Source organism: Telluria mixta (genome assembly GCF_029223865.1).
Lineage (GTDB): Bacteria > Pseudomonadota > Gammaproteobacteria > Burkholderiales > Burkholderiaceae_D > Telluria > Telluria mixta.
The window spans coordinates 2,031,525-2,053,726 of record NZ_CP119520.1 but is presented as its reverse complement, the minus strand read 5'-3'; the positions used below and the strand labels follow the sequence as shown (position 1 = coordinate 2,053,726).

The 22,202-nt window shown below is 59.6% G+C and carries 19 protein-coding genes, 1 pseudogene and 1 other annotated feature; of the genes and pseudogenes, 12 read left to right on the top strand and 8 right to left on the bottom strand.

Annotation, left to right across the window (positions count from 1 at the left end):
- Positions 1-56 precede the first annotated feature (56 nt).
- From P0M04_RS09120 to P0M04_RS09085, 8 genes are all read left to right on the top strand, one after another.
- Positions 57-344, top strand: coding sequence for a hypothetical protein (locus P0M04_RS09120; RefSeq protein ID WP_259451798.1), 288 nt, complete (start codon positions 57-59; stop codon positions 342-344).
- An 89-nt stretch (positions 345-433) separates the two neighbouring features.
- Positions 434-622, top strand: a complete 189-nt coding sequence (locus tag P0M04_RS09115; protein ID WP_259451797.1) for a hypothetical protein — start codon at positions 434-436, stop codon at positions 620-622.
- Positions 623-871: 249 nt separating this feature from the next.
- The gene (locus tag P0M04_RS09110) at positions 872-1,141 is read left to right on the top strand and encodes a hypothetical protein (RefSeq protein ID WP_259451796.1); all 270 of its coding nucleotides are present in this window, start codon (positions 872-874) and stop codon (positions 1,139-1,141) included.
- Positions 1,142-1,169: 28 nt separating this feature from the next.
- Positions 1,170-1,439 carry a hypothetical protein gene (locus P0M04_RS09105; protein ID WP_259451795.1) on the top strand — a complete coding sequence of 90 codons (270 nt, stop codon included), beginning with the start codon at positions 1,170-1,172 and terminating at the stop codon, positions 1,437-1,439.
- Between the two features lie 10 nt (positions 1,440-1,449).
- Positions 1,450-1,704 carry a hypothetical protein gene (locus tag P0M04_RS09100; protein ID WP_259451794.1) on the top strand — a complete coding sequence of 85 codons (255 nt, stop codon included), beginning with the start codon at positions 1,450-1,452 and terminating at the stop codon, positions 1,702-1,704.
- A gap of 18 nt (positions 1,705-1,722) precedes the next feature.
- Positions 1,723-1,995 (top strand): hypothetical protein, encoded by a 273-nt coding sequence (locus P0M04_RS09095; RefSeq protein ID WP_259451793.1) that lies wholly within the window; start codon positions 1,723-1,725, stop codon positions 1,993-1,995.
- 86 nt (positions 1,996-2,081) lie between these two features.
- Positions 2,082-2,366, top strand: coding sequence for a hypothetical protein (locus P0M04_RS09090; protein ID WP_259451792.1), 285 nt, complete (start codon positions 2,082-2,084; stop codon positions 2,364-2,366).
- On the top strand, positions 2,366-3,133 hold the full coding sequence (locus P0M04_RS09085) for a PP2C family protein-serine/threonine phosphatase (RefSeq protein ID WP_259451791.1): 768 nt from the start codon (positions 2,366-2,368) through the stop codon (positions 3,131-3,133). The genes P0M04_RS09090 and P0M04_RS09085 overlap by 1 nt, the downstream gene beginning before the upstream one ends.
- Positions 3,134-3,140: 7 nt before the next feature.
- Here the strand turns inward: P0M04_RS09085 and P0M04_RS09080 are convergent, their stop codons facing one another.
- Genes P0M04_RS09080 through P0M04_RS09070 form a run of 3 tightly spaced genes read right to left on the bottom strand, consistent with a single transcriptional unit; the run spans position 3,141 to position 8,243 of the window.
- Complete coding sequence (locus P0M04_RS09080; protein WP_259451790.1) at positions 3,141-4,412, bottom strand: sigma-54 interaction domain-containing protein; 1,272 nt, start codon at positions 4,410-4,412, stop codon at positions 3,141-3,143.
- On the bottom strand, positions 4,409-7,465 hold the full coding sequence (locus P0M04_RS09075) for a peptidase domain-containing ABC transporter (protein WP_259451789.1): 3,057 nt from the start codon (positions 7,463-7,465) through the stop codon (positions 4,409-4,411). Before P0M04_RS09075 ends, P0M04_RS09080 begins: the two co-directional genes overlap by 4 nt.
- A 13-nt stretch (positions 7,466-7,478) precedes the next feature.
- Positions 7,479-8,243, bottom strand: a complete 765-nt coding sequence (locus tag P0M04_RS09070) for a peptidylprolyl isomerase (protein ID WP_259451788.1) — start codon at positions 8,241-8,243, stop codon at positions 7,479-7,481.
- Positions 8,244-8,635: 392 nt separating this feature from the next.
- On the opposite strand from P0M04_RS09070, the gene P0M04_RS09065 reads away from it, so the two are divergent.
- From P0M04_RS09065 to P0M04_RS09050, 4 genes are all read left to right on the top strand, one after another.
- Complete coding sequence (locus tag P0M04_RS09065) at positions 8,636-9,895, top strand: hypothetical protein (protein ID WP_259451787.1); 1,260 nt, start codon at positions 8,636-8,638, stop codon at positions 9,893-9,895.
- 82 nt (positions 9,896-9,977) lie between these two features.
- Positions 9,978-13,118 (top strand): TonB-dependent receptor, encoded by a 3,141-nt coding sequence (locus tag P0M04_RS09060; protein WP_259451786.1) that lies wholly within the window; start codon positions 9,978-9,980, stop codon positions 13,116-13,118.
- 55 nt (positions 13,119-13,173) lie between these two features.
- Positions 13,174-13,503, top strand: coding sequence for a hypothetical protein (locus P0M04_RS09055; protein WP_259451785.1), 330 nt, complete (start codon positions 13,174-13,176; stop codon positions 13,501-13,503).
- A gap of 170 nt (positions 13,504-13,673) precedes the next feature.
- Positions 13,674-13,886, top strand: coding sequence for a hypothetical protein (locus P0M04_RS09050; protein ID WP_259451784.1), 213 nt, complete (start codon positions 13,674-13,676; stop codon positions 13,884-13,886).
- A gap of 345 nt (positions 13,887-14,231) precedes the next feature.
- Here P0M04_RS09050 and P0M04_RS09045 read toward each other — a convergent pair.
- The 5 genes and pseudogenes from P0M04_RS09045 to P0M04_RS09025 form a co-directional block, all read right to left on the bottom strand.
- A pseudogene (locus tag P0M04_RS09045) lies at positions 14,232-14,763 on the bottom strand (transposase); the annotation flags it as partial.
- Positions 14,370-14,486: a sequence feature (AL1L pseudoknot), on the bottom strand. (Overlaps the previous pseudogene by 117 nt.)
- Positions 14,764-14,925: 162 nt before the next feature.
- On the bottom strand, positions 14,926-16,023 hold the full coding sequence (locus P0M04_RS09040) for an HNH endonuclease family protein (protein WP_259451783.1): 1,098 nt from the start codon (positions 16,021-16,023) through the stop codon (positions 14,926-14,928).
- A complete protein-coding gene (locus tag P0M04_RS09035) occupies positions 16,013-18,019 on the bottom strand; it encodes an AAA family ATPase (protein WP_259451782.1) in 2,007 nt (668 codons plus the stop codon). Before P0M04_RS09035 ends, P0M04_RS09040 begins: the two co-directional genes overlap by 11 nt.
- A complete protein-coding gene (locus P0M04_RS09030; RefSeq protein ID WP_259451781.1) occupies positions 18,019-19,716 on the bottom strand; it encodes a restriction endonuclease subunit S in 1,698 nt (565 codons plus the stop codon). The genes P0M04_RS09035 and P0M04_RS09030 overlap by 1 nt, the downstream gene beginning before the upstream one ends.
- A complete protein-coding gene (locus tag P0M04_RS09025) occupies positions 19,713-22,193 on the bottom strand; it encodes a type I restriction-modification system subunit M (RefSeq protein WP_259451780.1) in 2,481 nt (826 codons plus the stop codon). The genes P0M04_RS09030 and P0M04_RS09025 overlap by 4 nt, the downstream gene beginning before the upstream one ends.
- Between the last annotated feature and the right edge of the window lie 9 nt (positions 22,194-22,202).

Genomic DNA, 22,202 nt, shown 5'->3' with positions numbered 1-22,202 from the left:
CACGACGAAAACGGCTCGCCAACCAACCTGACTTCATACACTCAAGGAGAAACACGATGAACACTCTGTCGATCAAAGACCTGGCACTGACCTGCGAACTGGACCGCGGCGCGATGGCATGCGTGCGTGGCGGCCACGGCAAGATGCAGCAATCGTCGCATGGGCTGTCCCCGATGCCGGTCTACTTCCCGAGCTATCACTCGACCGTCGACGTCGACCAGAACCTGCAGCAATTCCAGAACGTGACGAACGCGACCGCCAACGGCTCGGCCTTCATCGACGGCGTTACCGTACACAACAACACGAGCCAGTTCGGCCAGAACAACGCGGTGGTTTCCCACTGAGCGGAACCAAACCGTATTTGATCTGTCATTCATGCCGGCCCTGCCATCTTGCGATGGCCGGGCCGGCCTTCATCATTCAGGAGAACGACATGGCAACCATCACCATCAAGGATTTGTCCGGGAACACCGACCTGGACCGCAAGGCGATGCAGGCGATCTCGGGAGGTTCGCGCACGCGCTCCCAGGCGGGCGTGCTGCAACCGGCGCAACCGCAGCGGATCGTCGATTTCCGTACCAGGGCGAAACCAGTCCGTACGTCATCCAGACAAACCATATAAACCGTTTAGTTCCATTATATGCCGCCCGGCCCGCCAGCCGGGCGGCTTTTTTTTTGCTTGCGGGTCCGGTGTTCGGATGGATCCAACAGATGCGACACGATGTTGGTCCATGCCCGCCACATTCGCCTCCGAAACAGCAGGAACGCCTGGTTTTACGGGCTTTTTGGCCTGGCACGCATTCTGCTCATACCCTGGTGAGCGCAAATCAAACGCTCTTCCAACCAAATCACCGACTCAAGGAGAACCGACATGAAAACCCTGATCATCAAAGACCTCGCCGCCACCTGCGAACTGAGCCACAGCGACATGACCGCCATCCGCGGCGGCCATGGCACCACGTCCATGCCCTGGATGCCGGCGTACAGCCCGTCGTACGACACGTCCATCAAGGCGAACCAGAACCTGATGCAATTCCAGGACGTGAAGAACCTGACCGCCAACGGCTCGGCCTTCATTTCCGGCGTCAGCGCCACCAACAACACCGATCAATTCGGCCAGAACAACATCGCCGTCCTGTAACCCCCAATCGAAAACCGAGGAGAACATCATGAAAACCCTGATCATCAAAGACCTGGCCCAGAGCTGCGAACTGGATCACAAGCAAATGGCAAGCGTGCGCGGTGGCCACGGCGCGAGCAGCCCGTCGTACTCGCTGTACCCGATGCCGTCGTATGCGAAAACCGTCAACGCGACGCAGAACCTGGCCCAGATCCAGAACGTCCTCAACGAGACGGCCGACGGCTCGGCCTTCGTGAGCGGCGTGACGGCAAATAACAACACGTCGCAGTTCGGCCAGAACAACCTGCTGGTCATCTAAGGAGAACACCATGTCGTCGATCGTCATCCAGGATCTCACCCGTACGCGCGCACTGGACACGCATGCCATGTCCGCAATCCGCGGGGGCCAGGCCTTCGGGCCGAACGTGAACGTCAACCTGAACCTCGACCAGCGCATTGCCCAGGTCCAGGACATCAAGGTCAACGTCCTCAACAACAGTGTGATCGGCGACGGCTTTACGGCCCCCGCTGTGACCTTGAACCCGCTGCAATTTGCTACCAACAACGCCGTCATCCCGCTGTAACCTTTTAAGGAGAACATCATGAAAACCCTGATCATCAAAGACCTGTCCGTCACCGCCGAACTCGATCGCAACGCCATGGTGGCCGTGCGTGGCGGCTACAACATGACCCAGACGTCGTCCTGGTACCCGCTGCCGTCGCCTACGTACAGCTCGACGGTGGATGCGACGCAGAACCTGACCCAGTTCCAGAACGTCGTCAACGCGACCGCGAACGGATCGGCCTTCGTCAGCGGCGTGACCGCGAACAACAACACGAGCCAGTTCGGCCAGAACAACATCGCGGTCATTTGATGCCGAGATGGCGGGGATCCGGCGAGATCCCCGCCAATAAACTGAACCAAACAGACCAGCCGCTGTCTTTCAATCAGGAGGCACACATGGCACATATCAGGATCGATGACCTTCGCGTCGAGCACACCCTCGATGCACGTGCAATGAAACGTGTCCGCGGCGGCGACGGCGCGGCGTGGTGCTTCGGCTGGATCCAGGCCTATGTGCCCGAGCAATTACGTACAGCCCCTGTCATCAATTTTTACCAGGTCAACAATTTCGCGGACCAGATGATCAATCAGTTCCAGACGGTCAGCGTGAACAATACGGCGCCGAACTCGGTGGTCACCGTCGGCGTGGATGAACGGAGTATCAACAACGGACACGTCTGATGGGCGAGGCGCTGCAACTCCGCTGGACCTCGGCGGCGCGCACCGACACGGGACTGGTGCGCAGCAATAACGAGGATGCCGTGCTGGACCGGCCGGCGCGGCGAATGTGGGCCGTCGCCGACGGCATGGGCGGTCATGCGTTCGGCGAAATCGCGAGCCGGATGACGGTGGAGGCGCTGGACGCGCTGCCGCCGGAAGACGCCCTGCAGCAAGCCGTCGCCGCCGCGCGCGTATGCCTGCTCGAAGTGAACGGCCTGCTCATGGCGGAGGCTGCCGCGCGCAACGTGCCCGTCATCGGCACGACACTCGTCCTGCTGGTGGCATCCGGCCGCACCGCCGTCTGCGTCTGGGCCGGTGACAGCCGCATCTATCTATGCCGCGGCGGCAGCCTGCACCAGCTCACGCGCGATCACAACCAGTTCGAGGAACTGCAAACGCGGAACCATCTGTCGCCCGCCGACGCATCGGCTTACCCGGGCGCGACCATGATCACGCGCGCGCTCGGCGCGGCCGCGACGCTGGAACTGGACGAAGTGCAGGTGCAGGTGAGCGACGGCGACATCTTCCTGCTCTGCAGCGACGGCCTGAGCAATGCAGTCAGCCCGGAGGCCATGTTCGGCGCGCTGACCGGCGGCCACTGCGCGCAGGCGGCCGATACGCTCGTCCGGCTGGCGCTGGAAGCGGGCGGGCGCGACAACATCTCCGTCATCGTCGTGCGCGCGGACGACGTCGAGCCCGACCAGACCGTCCTCAATCCCTCCTTGTAAACCAGTTCTAATGCCGGCGAAAATCCTTCGAATGCAGGCCGTGCTTTTTCAACAGGATCTGTAAATGGGAACGGTTCATGTCCCAGCGCCGCGCCAGTTCGGCCACGGTGCCGCCGACGTCCTTCAGGCCGCGTTCCAGGCAGGCGCGCTCGGCTTCGTCGCTGGCCGCGCGCTTGGCTTCGGCCAGCGAAGCCGGCGGCTCGGATGATGCCGCCGGCACCCGCACAGGTGCCGCAGCGACAGGCCGGACGTCCTCGGGCAGGTGCGCGATGTCCGCCGTGTCTCCGGCCAGGCAGGCCAGCCGGTACATCAGGTTGCGCAATTCGCGGATGTTGCCGGGGTAGGTGTAATCGAGCAGGAAGGCGCGTAATGCCGGCGTCATCGCGACCGGCCGCCGCTTCAGCGCTTCGGCCGCCTCGTCGCCGTAATAGGCCAGCAGCAGGGGAATCTCGTCCTTTCTCTCGCGCAGGGGCGGCAAGGTCACGTGGATCACGCTGAGCCGGTAAAACAGGTCTTCGCGGAACTGGCCCAGTTCGATCAGCTTGCGCAAATTCTTGTTGGTGGCGGCGACGATGCGGGCGTCGACGGCGATCGTCTCGTCCGAGCCCACGCGCTGGATCTCGTGCGACTGCAATACGCGCAGCAATTTCACTTGCCCCTGCAGCGGCAGCTCTCCGATCTCATCCAGGAAGATCGTGCCCTTGTGCGCGCTTTCGAACTTGCCCTTGCGGTCCGTCGCCGCGCCGGTGAATGCGCCGCGCTTGTGGCCGAACAGCTCCGATTCGATCAGGCTCTCGGGAATCGCGCCGCAGTTGACGGAGATATACGCCTTGTCGGCACGCGCGCCGTTCGCGTGGATCACCTTGGCCATCAATTCCTTGCCCGTGCCGCTTTCGCCATCGACGAGGACGGGCAGGTCGGTCGGCGCCGCCTTTTCCGCGATCTCGAGCGCGTCCAGCAGGCGCGGGTTGTCGCCGAACGTGCCTTCGAACACGAAGCTGCGCGCGAGCAGGGCCTGGCGGCGCTCAGTTGGCGTCTGCTCAGGCGCCTGCTCCGGCGCCGCCTGGCTTCCGACCGCCTGCACGAAACGCTCCCTGTGCGACAGCTGCATCACTTCGTCGCGTACGGCGTTCGCCTGGCGCAGCAGCTTTTCGATGTCGGGGCGCTCCAGGCGGCTGGCCCAGCGCAAGGTCGAGCGCAGGATTTCCAGACGCTCCAGCAAACCCGCGTACGACATCGACGATGCGCCGCGCGGCAAGTCTTGATTGAACAGTTTCATGCTGCCGCTAACTGCTTCTGCACGAGCTCGTAATACATGCCGCGCCCGGCCAGCAGCTCGTCGTGCCGGCCCTGTTCGACGATGCCGCCCTCGTACAGCACGACGATTTTATCCGCCCGCATGATCGTGCTGAGCCGGTGCGCGATGATCACGGCCGTGCGTCCCGCAAGGATCTCGTGCATGTTCGCGATGATGTTGCTTTCGGACTGCGTATCGAGTGCCGACGTCGCTTCGTCGAACACGAGCAGGCGCGGGTCCTGGTACAGCGCGCGGGCGATACATAAACGCTGCACCTGGCCGCCGGACAGCCCGACGCCGCGCTCGCCCACCACCTGCTCGTACCCGAGCGGCATCTTGCTGATGAAGGCGTGTGCATCGGCCATCTTTGCGACCTGCTCGATGCGGCGCCGGTCCGGGCTCTCGTCACCGCTCGCAATGTTTTCCGCGATGGTGCCGGAGAACAGTAGATTGCTCTGCATGACGTAGCCGACCTGGGCGCGGTAATAATCCTTGTCGATCGCGCTCATGTCGTAGCCGTCGACAAGGATCTTGCCGTCCGTGGGCGCATAAAAGCCGACCAGCAGTTTCGCCAGCGTCGTCTTGCCCGAGCCGCTGCGGCCGACGATGGCGACGAGCTCGCCACGCCGGATATCGATGCTGATGTTTTCCAGCACGTACGCAGTGTCGTTGCCGCCATAGCGGAAGTACACGTTCTCGAGTTTCAGGTCGCCGCGCAAATCGGGCAGCACGACGCGGCTGGCCGCCTCGCTGGGTTTTTGTTCCGGCTCGATGTCGAGCACGTCGCCGAGGCGTTCCATCGCGACGCCGGCGTCCGCCAGCCGGCTCCATAGCGCCACCAGCCCCATCAACGGTGCCAGCACACTGCCCATCAGGGCATTGAAGGCGATCAGCTGGCCAATCGTCAATTCATGGTCGAGGACGAGGCTCGCGCCGGCCCACAGGATCGCGATCGTCGTGCCCGCATTCAGTAGCTGGCTCGCGAGGCCGACGAGAATGTTGAATTGCTGCGCGCGGTATTGCGTGTCGAGCGCCTTGACGTATTTCTTTTCCCATTTCAGGCGCACGGGACGCTCGCTGCCCATGCCCTTGATCGTCTCCACGCCGCCCAGCGCTTCCATCAGGAAGGCGTGCGCGTCGGTGGAGGCATTGAAGACGTCGCGCGCGTACTGCTTGATGTGCGGTGTCGTCAGGATCGTCAGCGCCATGATCGGGATGACGAACGCGATCAACAATAAGGTCAGCTTGACGTTGTAGACGAACAGGATGGAAAAATAGATGAACACCATCAAGAGGTTCAGCATCGTCGTGACGGTGGACTCGGTCAAAAAGGCGCGGATCGTCTGGTTTTCCTGGAAGCGCGCGACGATGTCGCCCGTCTTGCGCTTGGCAAAGAACGAGAACGGCAGCGACATCGTGTGCTTGAAGAACCCCGCCATCATCGAGAAGTCGAGGTTGCGCACCATGTAGTTGGCGAGGTAGGCGCGCACGGTCGCCATCAGCTGCGAGAACACGTTCGAAATGACGAGCCCGGCGATCAGCAAATGCAGCAGGCTGACGTTCTGGTGCACGATCACGCCGTCCAGGATGTTCTGGATGATCAGGGGCGGCACGATGCCCAGCATCTGGATCACGAACGTGGCCAGGAACAGGTGCAGCAAGATCTTGCGATACGGCCGCAGGTAGCCCACGAAGCGCAGCCACGGCGAGCGTTCGACGGCCTGCGCCGCCATGTCCTGGCCGGGCGTGAAGACGAGGCAGGTGCCGCTCCAGCCCCGCTCGAATTCCTCGACGGACATCTTGCGGAAGCCCACCGCCGGATCGGCCACCCAGATGGTGCGCGGCGAGATGCCATACACGATCACGTAGTGGTAGCCCTCCCAGTGCACGATGAAGGGCAGCTCGAACCCCTGCAGCGCGTCGAACGTGCACTGTACGCCGCGCGCGGAGAAGCCGAGGGTCTCGCCCGCGCGCGCGAGGCTGTCCAGGGTGGCGCCCTGCGTGGTGACGTTGGCCAGTTCGCGCAGCTTGCCGAGCGTGATCTGCACGCCGTATTGGCGGCACAGCATGGCCAGGCAGGCCGCGCCGCAATCCATCTCCTCGGCCTGCTCCACCAGGGCGAAGCGGCGGATCACGCGCTCGCCGGACCCGGGCTCGGCGAGGTCCAGCCGCAGCGGCCGCTTGCGGCGTTCGGCCAGCTTCTTTTGCCGCTCCAGCTCCCGTTCGACGAAGCGGATGCGGTCTTCCAGCACCTCGCGCAGGCCCGCGTTGCGCTCGAGGATCATGTGTGCCGTCTTTTCGGGGATGACGAGCAGGGTGGCGGGAGATACCGCCACGGCCGATGCCATCTGCTCCTGCCGCATCAGGCACGCCTTCTCGCCGAACATGTCGCCCGCCTGCAGCGTGGCCAACGTCAATTCGTCGGCGCCGTCGTGGTAGACCAGTTTGACTTGTCCCTGGCGCAGCACGTACAGGCGGCGGTCGTCGCGCCCATCCTGCCTGAGGATTTCCTTGCCGGCCGGGACGCGCTTGACGCCCACGCTGCGCACCATCTCTTCCAGTTCCTCCTTGCCGACCTTGCCGCGCAAATCGAACAGGCGCGCCACGAGGCCGCCGGCGGAACCGATCGCGACATAGCTCGTGACGAAATCGAGGGCTTGCGGATTGCGCGCCAGCACGGGCTCGATCGCCGCGCGCGGGATCAGCCACAGCTCCGTCTTGAGCGATGCACGCGCCGACAACTCGTGGTGGGCGTCGCGCAGCATGGCGATGTCGCCGAACGTTTCGCCGGTTTTACGTACGCCGATGCTGAGCTCCTTGCCGTGCTCTTCGGAGAACACGCGCACGGAACCGGATTTCACCACATACAGTCCCTCGGCCGGGTCGCCCGCCTTGCAGATCGTCTCGCCGAACGCGTAATGGCGCACCTGCACCGCTTCCGCCAGCTGCTCCAGTGCCTCGCGCCCGAGCGGCGACAGGATCTCCACGGATGCCAGAAAATCCGTGGACGGCGGGGCTCTGGACGGTGTTTCCATGATGAAGCAGGGCTCAGCGCGTCGGGCACGCTTCGATCACGTGTTCCTGCGCGCGTGCCATCAGCCATTCTTCGCGCAGCAGGCGCCGCACTTCGGCGGCCGTGTCGGCATCGAGCGTGGCCGGGTGTTTCGCGTTGACGCAAAAGATTTCATGGCACGCGCCGTCGGGCGATGGAAACGGCCCGAGCAGTTCACCCTCGCGCGCATTGAACACGCGCGCCTCGATGTCGCCCTTGAGCGAGCCGCGCAACACCTTGCCGATGACGCCGCCCTGCTGGCGGGTGCCCTCGTCGATGGAGTGTTCGCGCGCCATCTCGGCGAACGCCTCCGGTTCCTCCTGCAGCACGGACAGCATCTCCCTGGCCGCGCCCTCGGAATCGAGCACGACGTGGCTGACCTCCACGCTGTCGAAGCGCGGCGAATTGAGCTTGAAATACTGCGCGACGGCCGCCTCGCTGCACACCTGCTCCAGCATCTTTTCCTGGTACAGGCCGTCGGTGATGTACGCCTCGAACTCGTCCAGCGAGACGCCGAGCGCGTCGAGATAGTGGTTGGTGTCGGCCGCGCGGTGCAGGCCGAGCGCGCGGCGGAAGGCGTCGGCGCGCTCCTGGATCTGTTCGGGCGCGAGCACCAGGCCGGCCTGCCGCGCGGCGCGCGCCGCAAGACGGTCGCGCACCATCTGCTCGACCAATCCTTCGAACTGTCCGTTCAGCTTCAGCGTACGGATGAAGTCATCCGTCGTGATCACTTCGTCGTCGATGCGCACGATGCCTGCCATGGTCACGCTCCTGCGGCCGGTTGATGTCCGGGGCAGGTGTTAGAGCGCGCGGCAAAGCTTAGGTTCGCATTCGTTCTGCGTTGCAAATCAACAACATACCTGGTGCGTGTCCCCCCGTGCATAACCGGCGGAAAAGCGACGTCTGGTGAATTTCATGTCCTAACTTAAAGGTTATTGTAATTGTGGCCATGCCGCCGCCAATGGCATCATAAATCATGAGAATGTCTGTTATATATAAAGAACAATATCTACGGGCATCACGGACATCCCGTCCCATCACTCGCCCAGTGCATCCCTTCGGAAGCATCCACCCGACGCGTGGCACGGTGCCATGGGCCCATGAATAACGCATTAACACAACAAAGGAGAGGAACACCATGAGGAGAGAAGCGATGACGTTCAAGGTTTCTGCGATTGCGCTTGGCTGCGTCGCACTGCTGAGCGGTTGCGGCGGCGGCGGTGGCGGCAGCGGCGATGGCACGCTGGAACAAACGATTTCGTTCAACTTCCCGGGCGGACAGGCCGTGGCCATTCCGCCCAACACCGCGACCGTCAAGCTGGTGGCGACGGCGTCGTCCGGCGGCCCCCTCACCTACGCGTCGAATACCCCGGATACCTGCACCCTCAGCGGCGAGACCCTGACATTGGTGAAAGCCGGCGAGTGCTCGGTGACCGCCACCCAGGCGGGCGGCAACGGCTACGCACCGGCCTCGAACCGCCAGCTGTTCGTGATTCCCAAACAGCCGCAGATGGTCATCTTCCGCAATCCCGGCGCGCAGCCGCTGGATGCGAAGCCGGTCACGCTGGCGGCAACCAGCACCGTCGCGGGCCGGACCATCGCCTATTCGACCACCACGCCCTCGGTGTGCTCGGTCAGCGGCACCTCGCTGCAGAAACTCGCCGACGGCATCTGCACCGTCACCGCCACGCAGGAGGGAGACGACATCTTTGCGAAGGCATCGACGGTCAAGAACATCCCGATCGGTAACGCCCAGGGGCCCACCTTGACGTTCCTGAGCGGCTTCAAGGACACCTCGAACACCAAGGAATCCGGCCCCATCGGCACCTTCTCCGGCAGCAGCGCCGACGGCTGGTGGTGCGGCACGAACTGGTGCGGCAGTTCCGTGTCCAGCGACGGCAACAGCTTCACGTATCACTACGACATCCAGCCGCCGTCCGCCGACGGGCTCGGTGCGTATTGGGGCTTCAACTTCCTCGCCCCCAACCTGGCGAAGGTTCCCGACAACGGCAACTCGCCCGGCATGCAGATCGATTCCCAGTCGACGGTGAAATTTACTGCCTCGCCGAACGCCGAGTGGTTCAGCACGAGCAACAACGCGATCGCGATCGAGCTGAAGCTCGGCCACTTCGCCGTCAAGGACGGCAAGGCCTGCAACGTGACGCTGCGTGCGGAAGTGAAGCCGACCGCCACGGCCGCCACGACGTACACCGTCAGTCTCAAGGACCAGTTCAAGGTTTCCGAGTCCTGCGGCCTCGCCGGACTCGACGTGTGGAACGAGTTGCAGGACTACCCGATCTCCCAGATCCAGTTCGGTGCAGCGAGCGTGAACACCTCGGTGGCGACCCCGGGCGCAGCCAAGCTGACCTTCTCGACCAGGCTCACGGTGACCGGCCCCATCACCTTCCAGTGATCCGGACAGCAACCAAGGCATTTACAAAAGGACATAGAGAATGACAAGAATTGAGACGAAGATCGCACGGAAAACGATCAAGATGACCGCGCTGGCGTTTGCTGCCGCGCAGGTCGCGATGTTGTGCGGCAACGCTTACGCGCAGACGGAAGCGTCGGCATCGGAGCAGGGTGCCAAGGACGGCACGACCACGACCGTCGTGGTGACCGGCCAGCGCAAGCAGTTGGAGACCGCGGCGGCGATCAAGCGGAATTCCGACCTGATCGTGGATTCGGTGGTGGCCGACGAGGCCGGCAAGTTGCCCGACAAGTCGATCACCGAAGTGCTGCAGCGGGTGGTCGGGGTCACCATGGACCGTAACCGCTCGCGCCAGGGCGCCAGCCTGGCCGCGACCGGCCTGGAATTCAACGTCGAAGGTTCGGGCATCCAGGTGCGCGGCCTGTCCTGGGGTTCGTCCACGCTGAACGGACGTGAAACCTTCTCGGCCGGCTGGCCCGGACGTGAATTGAGCTGGGGTGACGTGCCGCCGGAACTGATGGCGGGCGTGGACGTGTACAAGAACCCCTCCGCCGAACTGATCGAAGGCGGCGTCAGCGGCCAGGTCGACCTGCGCACGCGGCTGCCGTTCGACGCCAAGGGCCAGTATGGCGCGCTGAGCGCCTCGGGCAGTTATGCCGAGCTGGGCAAGACCAAATCGCCGGGCTTCTCCGGCCTGTATTCCAACCGCTGGAAAACGTCCATGGGCGAATTCGGCGTGCTGGTGGATTTGTCTGTTAACAAAAACAGGACCCGCTTCGATTCGATCGGCCAATCCGTCTATTACCCGAGGAGCGATCTCATCGCGGGCAAGACGGCGTGGGTGCCGGTCGGCGTCAACTACGGTACCAACACCGGTGACAACCAGCGTACGGGCTTCTATGGGGCGTTGCAGTGGAAGAACAACGGGATGGAATCAGCGCTGACGTACTTCGATTCCGCTTTCCATCAAACGGACTCTCAAAGCAGTATCGGCATCACTGCCGGCTCGAATTACGGCGACTCCGAAGATCCCTATACGCTCAAGTTTAGCAACGCCAAGTTCGACAACAACGGCGTCTTCCAGTCGAGCACACTCAGCCACCCGATCGGCGGCCAGGGCGCGAACCAGTTCCTGGATGGCGGCATCGGCACGAACATCACGCGGAATTACAGCGAAGTGCGTGGACGCACGCGCGAGCTGGCCTGGAACTTCAAGTGGCGGGTCAACGAAAGCTGGTCGTTCCAGAACGATCTGCAATGGGTTCATGCCACCAACTCCGGCAATTACGGCATGATCAACCTCGGCACCTTCGTGCCGAGCATGGGCGTCGACGAGACCGGCTCGCGGCCCTCGTTCTTCTTCGACGACAAGGCCCGCGCTTTCCTGGCCGATCCTCGCAACTACTACTGGGGTATTTCTCAGCCTGATGTCAACAAGGCAAAGGCAGACCTGTATGCCTGGAAAGTGGACGGCAAATACACCTTCGATCATCCGGTACTGCGCGATTTCCGCTTTGGCGTGCGCATCACGGAACGCTCGTCGCGCAAGGACAAGAATGCCGGGACGGGCTGGAAATCCTATTCCGAGAGCTGGGGCGTGCGTCCGACCGACGTGGCGGGGCAGTTGCCGAAGGTCTCCGATCTGGGCTGGCAGCGCAGTAACTTCGGCTATTTGAGCGATCCACGGTATGCGGCCCTGGGCAACGTCGAACAGTACACGTTCCCCAACTTCTTCAACGGCAGGATGTCTGCGCCGCCGACGATCATCGCGCCCACCGAGGCGTTGATCCATGATCATCCGGACGCGTACCGGAAGCTGTTGACCGCGCTGCAATATAACTGCCAGGACAACAACAAGATCAAGGGAGAAAATACCGACTGTTCGACGATGGGCAATGACTGGAAGCCGGCCGGCTACGATAACGATCCGGCCCACGTCAGCAAGCACAGCGAAGGGAGCCAGGCCCTGCACGGCACCTTGCGCTTCGGCTTCGACGACTGGAAGTATCCGGTGGACGGCAATGTGGGCGTACGCGTGGTCAGGACCAGCACGACGGCCAATGGCTACACGGTGTTCAAGCCAAATTACAGCGCGACCACCAACCCGGCTGTTCCCCGGTTTGGCGAGGTCAACGACCCGCTCGATCTGAAGGCCAGTCATGTCGACGTGATCCCCAGCCTGAACCTGAAGATGAGCCTGACGGACAAGCTGCAGTCGCGGTTGGCGCTGTCCAAAGGCATTTCCCGTCCCGGCTTCGATCAGATGCAGGAGTACATCACCCTGCATCAGAACGTGACGAACGACCCCAAGGATCCGAAGCAGATCAGCATGATCACCTACACCGGCGATAACGACGGCAACGTGAATCTGAAGCCGCTCAAGTCGAACAACTTCGACGTGTCGCTGGAATGGTATCCGCATCCTGGACAATCGCTGACCGCCACGGTGTTCTACAAGCAGGTCAAGGACATCATCCTGAAGGAAACCTATACGAGGACGTATAAGGATCTGGCCGGCAACGACATGGAGTTCACGATCACCGGGCCGGCCAACGCAGCCAAGGCCCGGGTGCGCGGCGTCGAACTGGCTGGTATGACCTACCTCGACAACCTTCCTGGCTTGAATGGCCTGCCCGACTGGGCAAAGGGTTTCGGCGTGTCCTCGAACTTCACCTATATCGACAGCAAGCAGCAACTGTATCACCCGTTCAAGGGGGATTATTGCCCGGCCGGCAAGCTGTCGGGTACCGTATTGCTGTTCGGTTGCGACACCAACGGTTTGCCGTACAAGGATTTGCCGTTACCGTACATGTCGAAGCGCGCGTTAAACCTGGCATTCATGTATGACCACGGTCCGGTGTCGGCGCGCCTGGCTTACAGCTGGCGTGACCGCACGCTGCTGGCGACGGGTATCTATGCCGCCAACAGCACCAACGGCACCAGCGCCGATCCGGCGCGTAAGGACGCCAATGGCGTCGAGCCGCGTGACGTGGGTTTTGCGACGCCGATCTGGCAAGAGGCGGTGGGCCAGTGGGATGCGGGTATCAGCTACCGCTTCACCGACCACTTCTCGGCCAGCTTCAATGCCAGCAACCTGACCCGTACCGTGACGAGGCAGACGACCCAGCAGACGCCTGGCAACATGGGCAGCGCCTGGTTCGATCCGGGCCGCAGCTTCCGCATGCTGGCGACCTACATGTTCTAACCTGACGTGCCGCGCCGGTTTAAGCCGGCGCGGCATTACTTGAAGAAGGCATGCAATGAAATCGATGCTCATCATCACGGCCGCCGCATTGACGGCCGTTTTCGTCGTACCCGCCAAGGCCGCCGACCAATCCTACTGTTTTTACCAGGACCAGAAATTTTCCGAAGGCGCCGCCTTGAATGGTCGCGTGTGCACGCGCGGCAACGCAAACGGCAAGACCGGAGAATGGACCTGGGTACCGCAAGAGAAAGTCGAATTCTCCGGCATGCAGCAAGAGGTGGAGCGCATCCGCATGCAGACCCAGCTCATCCAAGTCCGCATAGGCCTGGCCGAGATGGAAGCCCGGTATCGCGAAGTGGCGGCCAAATCGTCCGGCAAGAACTGACCTGCCGTCACGAATCCAACAGTCGTGACAATTTGTTGGCCCTGAACCAACACAAATCGCCGCACATGCCGGCCTGCCCGCGATGGTGCAGGTGGCATGCTCCCTGCATAGCCTGAAATGGGCGCGTGACATGCGCGCCGTCCACTTTCAACCATGCGAGGAGAACCATCATGAACACATTGATTATCGAAGACCTGGCCTTCGGCGACACGACGTCGGCCGGCTTGCGAGTGCGCTCGCTGTCGAGCGAAGAGATGAAGCGGGTGTGTGGGGGCCGGGCGATCAGCGTGCTGGTCGACGGCCGGACCGCCGGCACCGTGGACGATTTCTCGCTGAACATGGAAATATTCAAAGGGAACATCGGGGGGCCGATGGTGTTGTGACCACGGCACCCGATGCGGCCGTGCGGCCTGGGCCGTACGGCTCACCTCGGAACAAACATTGTGAACCGCCCGGCTTTCGTAGAGGCCGGTTTATGTGAATTAGGCCGGGATGGCTTGGCCGCTCAACTGGTCGTAATAATTTGCCTCAACCTCAACCTCAACCTCAACCTCAACCTCAACCTCAACCTCAACCTCAGCCGGCAGTATATAGCCGAGCGGTTTCAGCAAACGATGATGGTTGAATCAGGACACCCATTCGAGCGTGGCTAGCTCAATGGCCTCACGCGTTTTCTAGGAGCGCGGCGGTGGATCAACTCGGTCCCCCTCACGCCGCAGCTGGCGCTAGACTTTGTCGGCCTCGTAGACCTGCATGTTCGCCTGCCAGACCCGTTCGATCTCAACGCTAAGCACGTCTTCGCGCTGGACTCGTGCACAACGCAAGGCCGGGTTACGCTGCTGCACCGCACAACGTAAGTAGCCCGACGGCGCGACCTGCACCACCCTGCAGATCGGTTCGACACCGTAGGCATGACGGTACTAGTCAATGAACGCCCTCACGGCTTGAAGCAGCGGTCGGGCTCCACCTGGGCGAAGAATTCACTCACCAGACGCAGGATCTCGTTTGCCTTGCGCAACTCACGCACTTCTCGCTTAAACACCTTGCTACGTTCGTCTTCGGCGGTGGTGGGACCTGGGGCTGGCCGGTATCGCGCTCCTGCTGACGTACCCAGCGTCTTAGTGTTTTAGGTGTACAGTCGATCTTGGCGGCGATCGATTCGATGGCTGCCCATTGAGAGCTGTACTCGCTGGCAGCCTCGCTGACTATGCGCACGGCGTGCTCAATGACCTCAGGAAAATACTTGGGTTGCTTCTTCATAACTCCATTCTTTCAAACAGTGGAGCCTCTACAAAACTCGGGGCGGTTCACCGAGTAGTGATGACACGCGCTAGTACTACAGTTGCAATTCATGATTTTGCTCTTTGATGCTGCCGGTAATGACAAGTACGGACGACGGATTGAGGATGGCGTCACCATCCCTTACGTCAGATCTGCGATAACTTCATCCAATATATCGTCGCGCATACATTTCAGTACAGCAATCTCACGTATGCAGCGCTCCTCCTTGCCCAATCTTCCCCGCTTCCAAGCAATGTCATCTTCGATCAGCTCTCGAACAGATTCAGGAGTCGGCTGCTGCCCGAGCCCCCGGTCTCTAATGGATTTTGAGACAAATACGGAAACTGATGGATCCAATTTCTTGTTTACCCAGTTCGTCCACCTACTTTCCAAATCCAGAGTGGCCACAAGGGTTTCGGCTCGCCGGGGAAGGGAAGGGTCGGTGATTTTAATTTCTACCTGCCTCGCACTCGCGGCTGATACGGTTGCTTTGACCACAACCACTGACGCTCCTGGCCTTAACATGGGGTGATAGGTGTTGTTCAAGCCTTGAGCGTCTGCATCACCCATGGGTACTTTGTCGAGTTTCCACCTCGAATTGCAACCTTGGCAAGCGGAGAATAAATTTGCCGGGTGGATGGCGAGATGAGGCCATTGAGACTTTGGAAAAAAGTGGTCGCAATCATTAGCTTCAGATGCGCTACCTAATTCACCCAAGGGCCCATCGCAGTAGCCGCACACATCATGAGAATGACGGCGAAATGCTTTCATCACGGTCGCTCGGTCAATCCTGTCGCCCGTAAGGGAAAACGGTCCGGGTTCGAATCCCATACCACCCAACCAGTCATAAAACGGCACCGCGACGTCCTTGACGGACTCCAACCAATTCGGATGCAAGCGAGGGAACAGAAGTTCATTTCCTGCAATATTCCAGCGTTGGTGAAATTGTGCATCTTGAGTAATCGCGTCAGCGACCAAAACGGCTTGCGCTGGATCTCCTCGCGCCTTAGTAGCAAGTGCCATAACAGCCGTGCCAAAGGCAGTGCGGGTTTTGGGCTTACGAATCCTCGCCCAGAGCCACTTGCCGAGCGCCTTCCCGAACTGCTGGACCAGTTGAGTATTGTCGTCTAATGCCTGCGGAGGGCTGCGTAGCAGCCAATTCAGTAGGCGCATTTTGGCGGAATACACTCTGCCCAAGTCTTGCGCCAAGTCTTCAGGTAAGCGTCGCTCATGGAGCATGGACAGTTCCTTCCATCAAGCGACGCCATGCCCGCTTCAATTCGACCTGAAAGTAACCTGGGCCGGTCTGACGAATAAACGTTTCCAGAATGCTCTTTACGGTCAGCGGTTGTTCGGCGCCAAAGTGAACAGCGAAATGCTCAAAGCTAACAAGGCATTCTTGCACTTGGCTGCGGGTCAGGTCTTTTTCCGTCAACAGCGCTACATCAAGGACGCAGTCGATCAACTGATCACTCAGGGGTGATCGGTCACGCCAGTGAGCGTCCATCTCCGACGGAAATTGTGACATTGCAATTAGTACTTCAAGCAATCGACTAGCCCGTTTGCCGACGGTGTCTGGGGCGCCAAAAACATCTCGCAAAGGATGATCTCCGGTTGCGCCAAAAGTATATGTTTGAGCATCTAATGTACGAATACCGGATTCTTCAGGACCAGCATCGCCTTTAGGTGATTTACGTTCCAGTACAACCAATTCGTCCTTCAATGCATCGGTCAGCATCAAGGCCGCATGCGTGGCAATCAGTACGTCTGCCGTTGTATGCGCCAATGCATCATCAACCACTGAAACCACATCTCGCTTCCAAAGGTCATTGAAATGAGTCTCTGGCTCATCCAACAGCAACAAAGAGTCCTGACGTCCACTAAGCAAATGTAATAAGGCCATTCGCCCCATAAACATCTGTTCTCCATCCGATAGCTCTTCGTAGCGCAGCACGCCGATATCGCGCTGAGCGGCACCGGTTGAGGCCTCAGGTTTGGCATGCCGACGTAAGCGCAGCAGCACGTCGTCGAACAATCCCATTTGATGCAGTTCCAACAGGCGGATAAATAGGTCAAATGCACTGGCATCCTTCGCGCCGCCCAGCAAGGCCCATAAAGCTTCGCCATGGCTGCCGCAGGTTTGCAGTTCATCACGGACGGACGATACAAAAGATATATTTTGCGCGTCGAAAGTACCGTTCAGGTCAAACAGCAAGGTGCGACGCCGTTCTACTGGGTGGGGTTCTGTAATCACCTCGCTGGCGCACAGCCACCAGTCGTGCGCGGTTTCACAGAGCTTTTGGTCCCACTGCGCCGTTTGCAAGCGCGATCGGAAGGCTATCGACACCAGGTGATGCCAACCGCCACGCTCTAGCAGTTCTTGTAGGGTATTCTTGTTGTTGTCGCGGCAGCGTAAATTCGTCATCGTGGAATCGACTTCGGTGCGTTCTCGATAATCGGTTGCTTCAACAAAGGACTGCGGTAGGGTTACGACTAGCAGCGCACACTTGAGCAGCGTGGCGTCCAGCAGCAAGGGGCGTCGGAAAGTATTGATCTCAAGGCTTGTGCCGTTCTTGGTGGGGCGGGCCAATTCAAGACCTGCCTGCCGGGCCGCTTGCAACGCATATTCCTGGGCTACTGTCCAACCGGCAGGACGTTCATCTCCTTGAGTGTCGTCGCCGGCTTCCAACAAGCCATCGGCCTGCTGATTTCGGCTCCATACCGAGCGCCAGGGGCGTGGATCGCCTGTGGTGTATGCCAGTACGGCAGAGGGTAGCGCAATGACCTGAGGTGTTACAGAAGCGGACGGCCACTGCCCTTTACGAATCAACGGACGAAACTCTGTGGGAATCTCGCTGGAATCAGTTGAAATGCAGAACAATGCCTGCTCAAAATGCTCTGCCGTCGCGTCGTCCGGAAATACATACCTTTCTGCGATCCACAGGCTCGCAGATTGACGGCCTTCCAAACCATCCAGCACCAACGTTCGAGAACTGGGTGAGTCTCGATGACCAAGCTCGTAGACAAGCTGAACAGGAAAAGGGATAGGGCGCCCATCGGCCAGAGCCAGAAACACCTCGGACAAAGCACGTAGCAGATTGGACTTGCCACTGCCGTTCACGCCCACCACAAAACGAATGGCGCATTCACGCGCCAGCGGCGAGCCGCTGGCGAAGCACAGCTTGATGTCCGAAATCGGCGGGTAATTTCGCAGGTGCAGATAGCGAAGGCGCATTATCCGGCCTCCCCATCAGCGCCAAAGGACAAAGCCTTGCGCAGGGCCCGCACATCGGTGAGGCGCGTGAACTCGTCGGGCCGCAGCGGCCGGAAGGCCTTGAGATAGTCACGTTTGCCACTTTCAGGATCTTGCTTGGGCAAGGTTACCTTGGTGATCAAGCCAAGCGCCGCCAACTGACTGAGCGAGCGGCGGATGCGGTTGCCATGCGACGAGCCGAAAGTTTGCAGGCGCTCAGTCACGGCCGGATCGTCGCAGAAGCTGGCGAAAACTTCCGGGACTTCGACCAGTAATGGCTGGCCGCTTTGCTGGCAATACTCGGTGAAGGCTACCAACACTTGGCGCTGGAATTCACTAAGCTCGTTCAGCAACCAGTGCCGAGCAGGGAGATCGGCTTGTGTCGTGGCAGTCGCTGCCGGATTTGTGCCTAGCGCTATCTTTGCGCCCCGTTCGCGCAGCAGTGCATCTCGGGTATGAACTGCTTTGGCGATCTCGGCGGAATGCATTTCGCGCCAAGAGGCAGTGACATAGCCCGTCAGCGCTTCTATTTGCAGCACCTCCTGGAGTGCGGAAAATCTTTCAGCAGCTTTTCGAGATAGTTTGAATAACTCCTGCAGACTGTCGAGACGTCTAGCGAACTCTTGCTGGAGTGGAATTGGCGGCTTCGGAAGCGCTATGCTGCGAATGATGTCTAGATTAAGGTTCTCTTGCTGGCCGCCGCGCCCAAGTGCCCTTACAGCATCGTATGAGAGCTGCAGCCAAATCCAAAGATAGTCCGGAAGCAGTTCATCACTTGGTAGAAGTGCGGCACACGCCTGATTACATGCGGCATCGACCAACAGCTTCCCTGTGCGCCCCCGCGTTTGTCCCTGCCCATACATTGCCAACATGACTGTCTGCTTCGGGTAGAGCTTGGCGTTGCTGCGCTGAATGCCAAGGTCTGAAACCCGTTCTTCGGTAGCGGCGATCAAGTTATCTTTAAGGTCCGTGGATTTTACCCAAGCATGGGCAGGCCCGTAATTATCTGCTTGCTCGCGGGATGGTGTTCCACCCGTCGCGATAGTAACAAACTTTCCAAGCTTTGCTATTGGCCAGCGCGTATTGATTTTAGGGCTTGGATCGCCAAACATTTCAACGAACAATTGTTGTTTCGTTCTGATGAGAAGTTCGTCGAAGGTGCTCCGTAGTTTCGCTATTGCCTCCGTCTGCTGTAGCACATCGACGATGCGCTGCTGCTCGGGAAGTGTGGGAAGTGGAATCGGAAACCTATCAAACGCCTCGGCTGAAAGGCGAGGCAGATTGGCGCCAGCGGCCAGTTGGGTCGCTCGCACATAGATTACGGGCGACCGCAGGTAGCGCAGAGCAAAATCTGGCAAGACCGCTTCTGAAGTTCTCAGCGCCCAGATATCAGTACTGCAGATGCCATCCTGAGTTGCCATGTGTACCTTGTTCAGATTCGGACGCAATTTTCCATACAAGATGTCGCCAGCCTCGAAAGCTGTTTTTATGCTGAGAATGCTGCTGCCTTCTGTGACCTCTTCTACTTCACGAAGAAGTCTTCCGGTATGAGATTCAATATGCTCGAGCCCTACATAGAAGTGACTTTCAAGTTGAGAGGTCTGTGGATCAACTTTCGTATCGAGGCGCGTGAGTATGTCACCGAGCCGAGCTTCAACCCAGGTTTCAGGCAATCTCATTCCCGCCCCTCCACCATCGCCAGAAGTTTGTCCAACCCCTTGATGATGTCCTGCTCGGTGGACTTGAGCACGCCAATCAGTTCGGCCACGTTTTTGTCACTCTTGAGCGGAGAGAAGTCGAAGGGTTTGTACTGACCGGCGGACAGGTTCCACTCGCGAGCCTCGATACAATCGGGATCGAGCAGCCCGTCTTTGAGCGTGCCTTTGTTATCGTAGAGGCCAGCGTTCAGCACGGCTTGCACGTAGGCAGGGCGCACCAAGCCATCGGCATCGTGCGAGCCGGCAAGTTGACCATCCTCGCTTTGCCACTCGTCGTTGCGCGCCCAGGCACGAACAGGAACTACCCAGTGCTTTGCCGCTTTGAGTTCAGTCGGCTGGTCAACGGCAAGGCTGCGCAGCGTGACATCGAAGCCATCAAGCTTAGCGACTTTGCGGGCAATTTCGGTCAGCCTCTGTCCGATGTCGTGGGCCGTCATGGCTTTGGGCGGCTGGCTGTCTCGAAGGGCACCTAGCACATAAGCATCGGCTTGTGCTTCGGCGAGCGCCGTTTTTAACAGATCCTTCCACACCGGTAGGGCCGGGGAATCCTCTTTTTCGAAAAAAGATTCCCTTTCGCGGGCCAACTTTCTAAACTCCGATTCTGCGGGTTTCGCAGCCTTTTTCCAGGCTTCTAACAGTTCAGTATCCGTGATCTTGCCAGCGATCCGCGCGTTGAGCGTTGCATCCCACGCCTTTTGTATGGCAGGAGTCAATGCCTGTATCGATATTTCAAGCAAACCGACCGCTGCGTCTGCACGTACCTTTTCCTCGGCTGCCTCCGGGTCGGAGGGTAAATCCGGGAACAGTTCATGGATACTCCAGATTTGTCCATCCCACATGCTTGTGTCGGGTAACCCAGCAAAGGCTTGGCCTGCTGGCGTGAGCTTGTCAGCGGTATCGCGCAGCAATGCTTGCCGCCAGCGCTCAGGCCAATAGGTCGGTTGCAACAAGGTCTTTTCGTTAAGTTGTGCTCCCTCTCGACCATGCTTGTACCAAGCTTTGAATTTCTCCAACGCATCCCAAAGATCGTTTTGCTGGCCGGGGAGTGAATTGCGTTTGGCATTGTCCGAGTAGCCATCTTTTTCTATCTCATAGAACCAGATATATTCAGTACACGGGGCGACGGTACTGGTAAAGGTTTGCCGCTCGTCGCGCCGGGTTTCCTTGCGGAAGACGAGGATGGAGGTTTTGACGCCGGTGTAAGGTTGAAACACGCCGCCGGGCAAGGAAATGACGCCTTCCACCACATGCTCGGTGAGAAGTTCACGGCGCAGGCGAATATGCGCTTCGGTATTGCCGAACAGTACCCCTTCGGGAATGATTACAGCGCAGCGTCCGCCAACGCGCAGCAAATCGAGCATCAGCCATAGAAATAACAGCTCACTCTTGTTAGTAATAGCTTCGTTTTTCTTTTTTCCGCTACCGCCCACGCGTGGGAATAGCAATGAATCGGGTTCGAGGTCGTCGCTATCAACGGTGCCGGTAAAGGGCGGATTAGCTAGCACGAAATCGTAGGTTTCCGATGCGAGCACTTGCTCGAGTTGCTCTTTGTCTTTTCGCTTACTAAGGGAGTCGCCCTGCAATAGGTGCGGATTGGACATGTCGTGCAGCACCAAGTTCATCCAGCCAATTCGCGCCATGGTGCGGTCATTGTCGAGTCCGACGAAGTTAGCACCGTTATGAATGGCGGCGTATTGCTCGGACGTGGTGTTGACGCCATCTGTTTTGTGCGGGGTGCCATCCCATTCTAGCTTTAGATTGGCTTGCGTGGAGTACTTGCGCATCAAGTATTGCTGGGTGCTGAACAGGAAGCCACCAGTGCCGGCAGCCGGGTCGATGACGCGCTGGCCTGGCTCAGGATCGAGCAGTTCGACCATGAAGCGAATCAGGTGGCGAGGAGTGCGAAACTGCCCATTTTTACCGGCCGTGGCCACTTCGCTGAGTAGGTATTCGAAGGTGTCGCCCATAACGTCCTGGGCAGCGGAGCCTTCACCTGCTCGCGCGAATAGTGCCTCGATGTCATCAATAGTCTGCTGAAGAATCTGCCCTTTGTTCAGATCAAGTTGAAAGTAGGCGTCGGTCATCCGGTTGTTAAGGCTCGCTAGCTCGGATCCATCCTCTTTCGTACTCAAGCGTGAATCGATCGTTCTAAGCCAAGGGAAAACAACCTCGGCAAGATGCTTGGGGTTCGTGCTTTCAAGATGCCGAATATGACTCCATCGGCATGTCTCGGGATCGAATTCAGGAGCATCTCCATCACGTCGTACATAAATTGAGGTTAGACCTCGTGCAACGCGCCTTTGGTCGATTTCTTCAAGACGTTTTAGAAATAGAAGATAGGTAATCTGTTCGACGGCCACCAAGGGGTTGGTGAGCCCGGCCGCCCAAAAGCGGTTCCAGAGTTTGTCGACTTTTTTCTTGATATGTGGTGCAAGCATTCAGTAGTC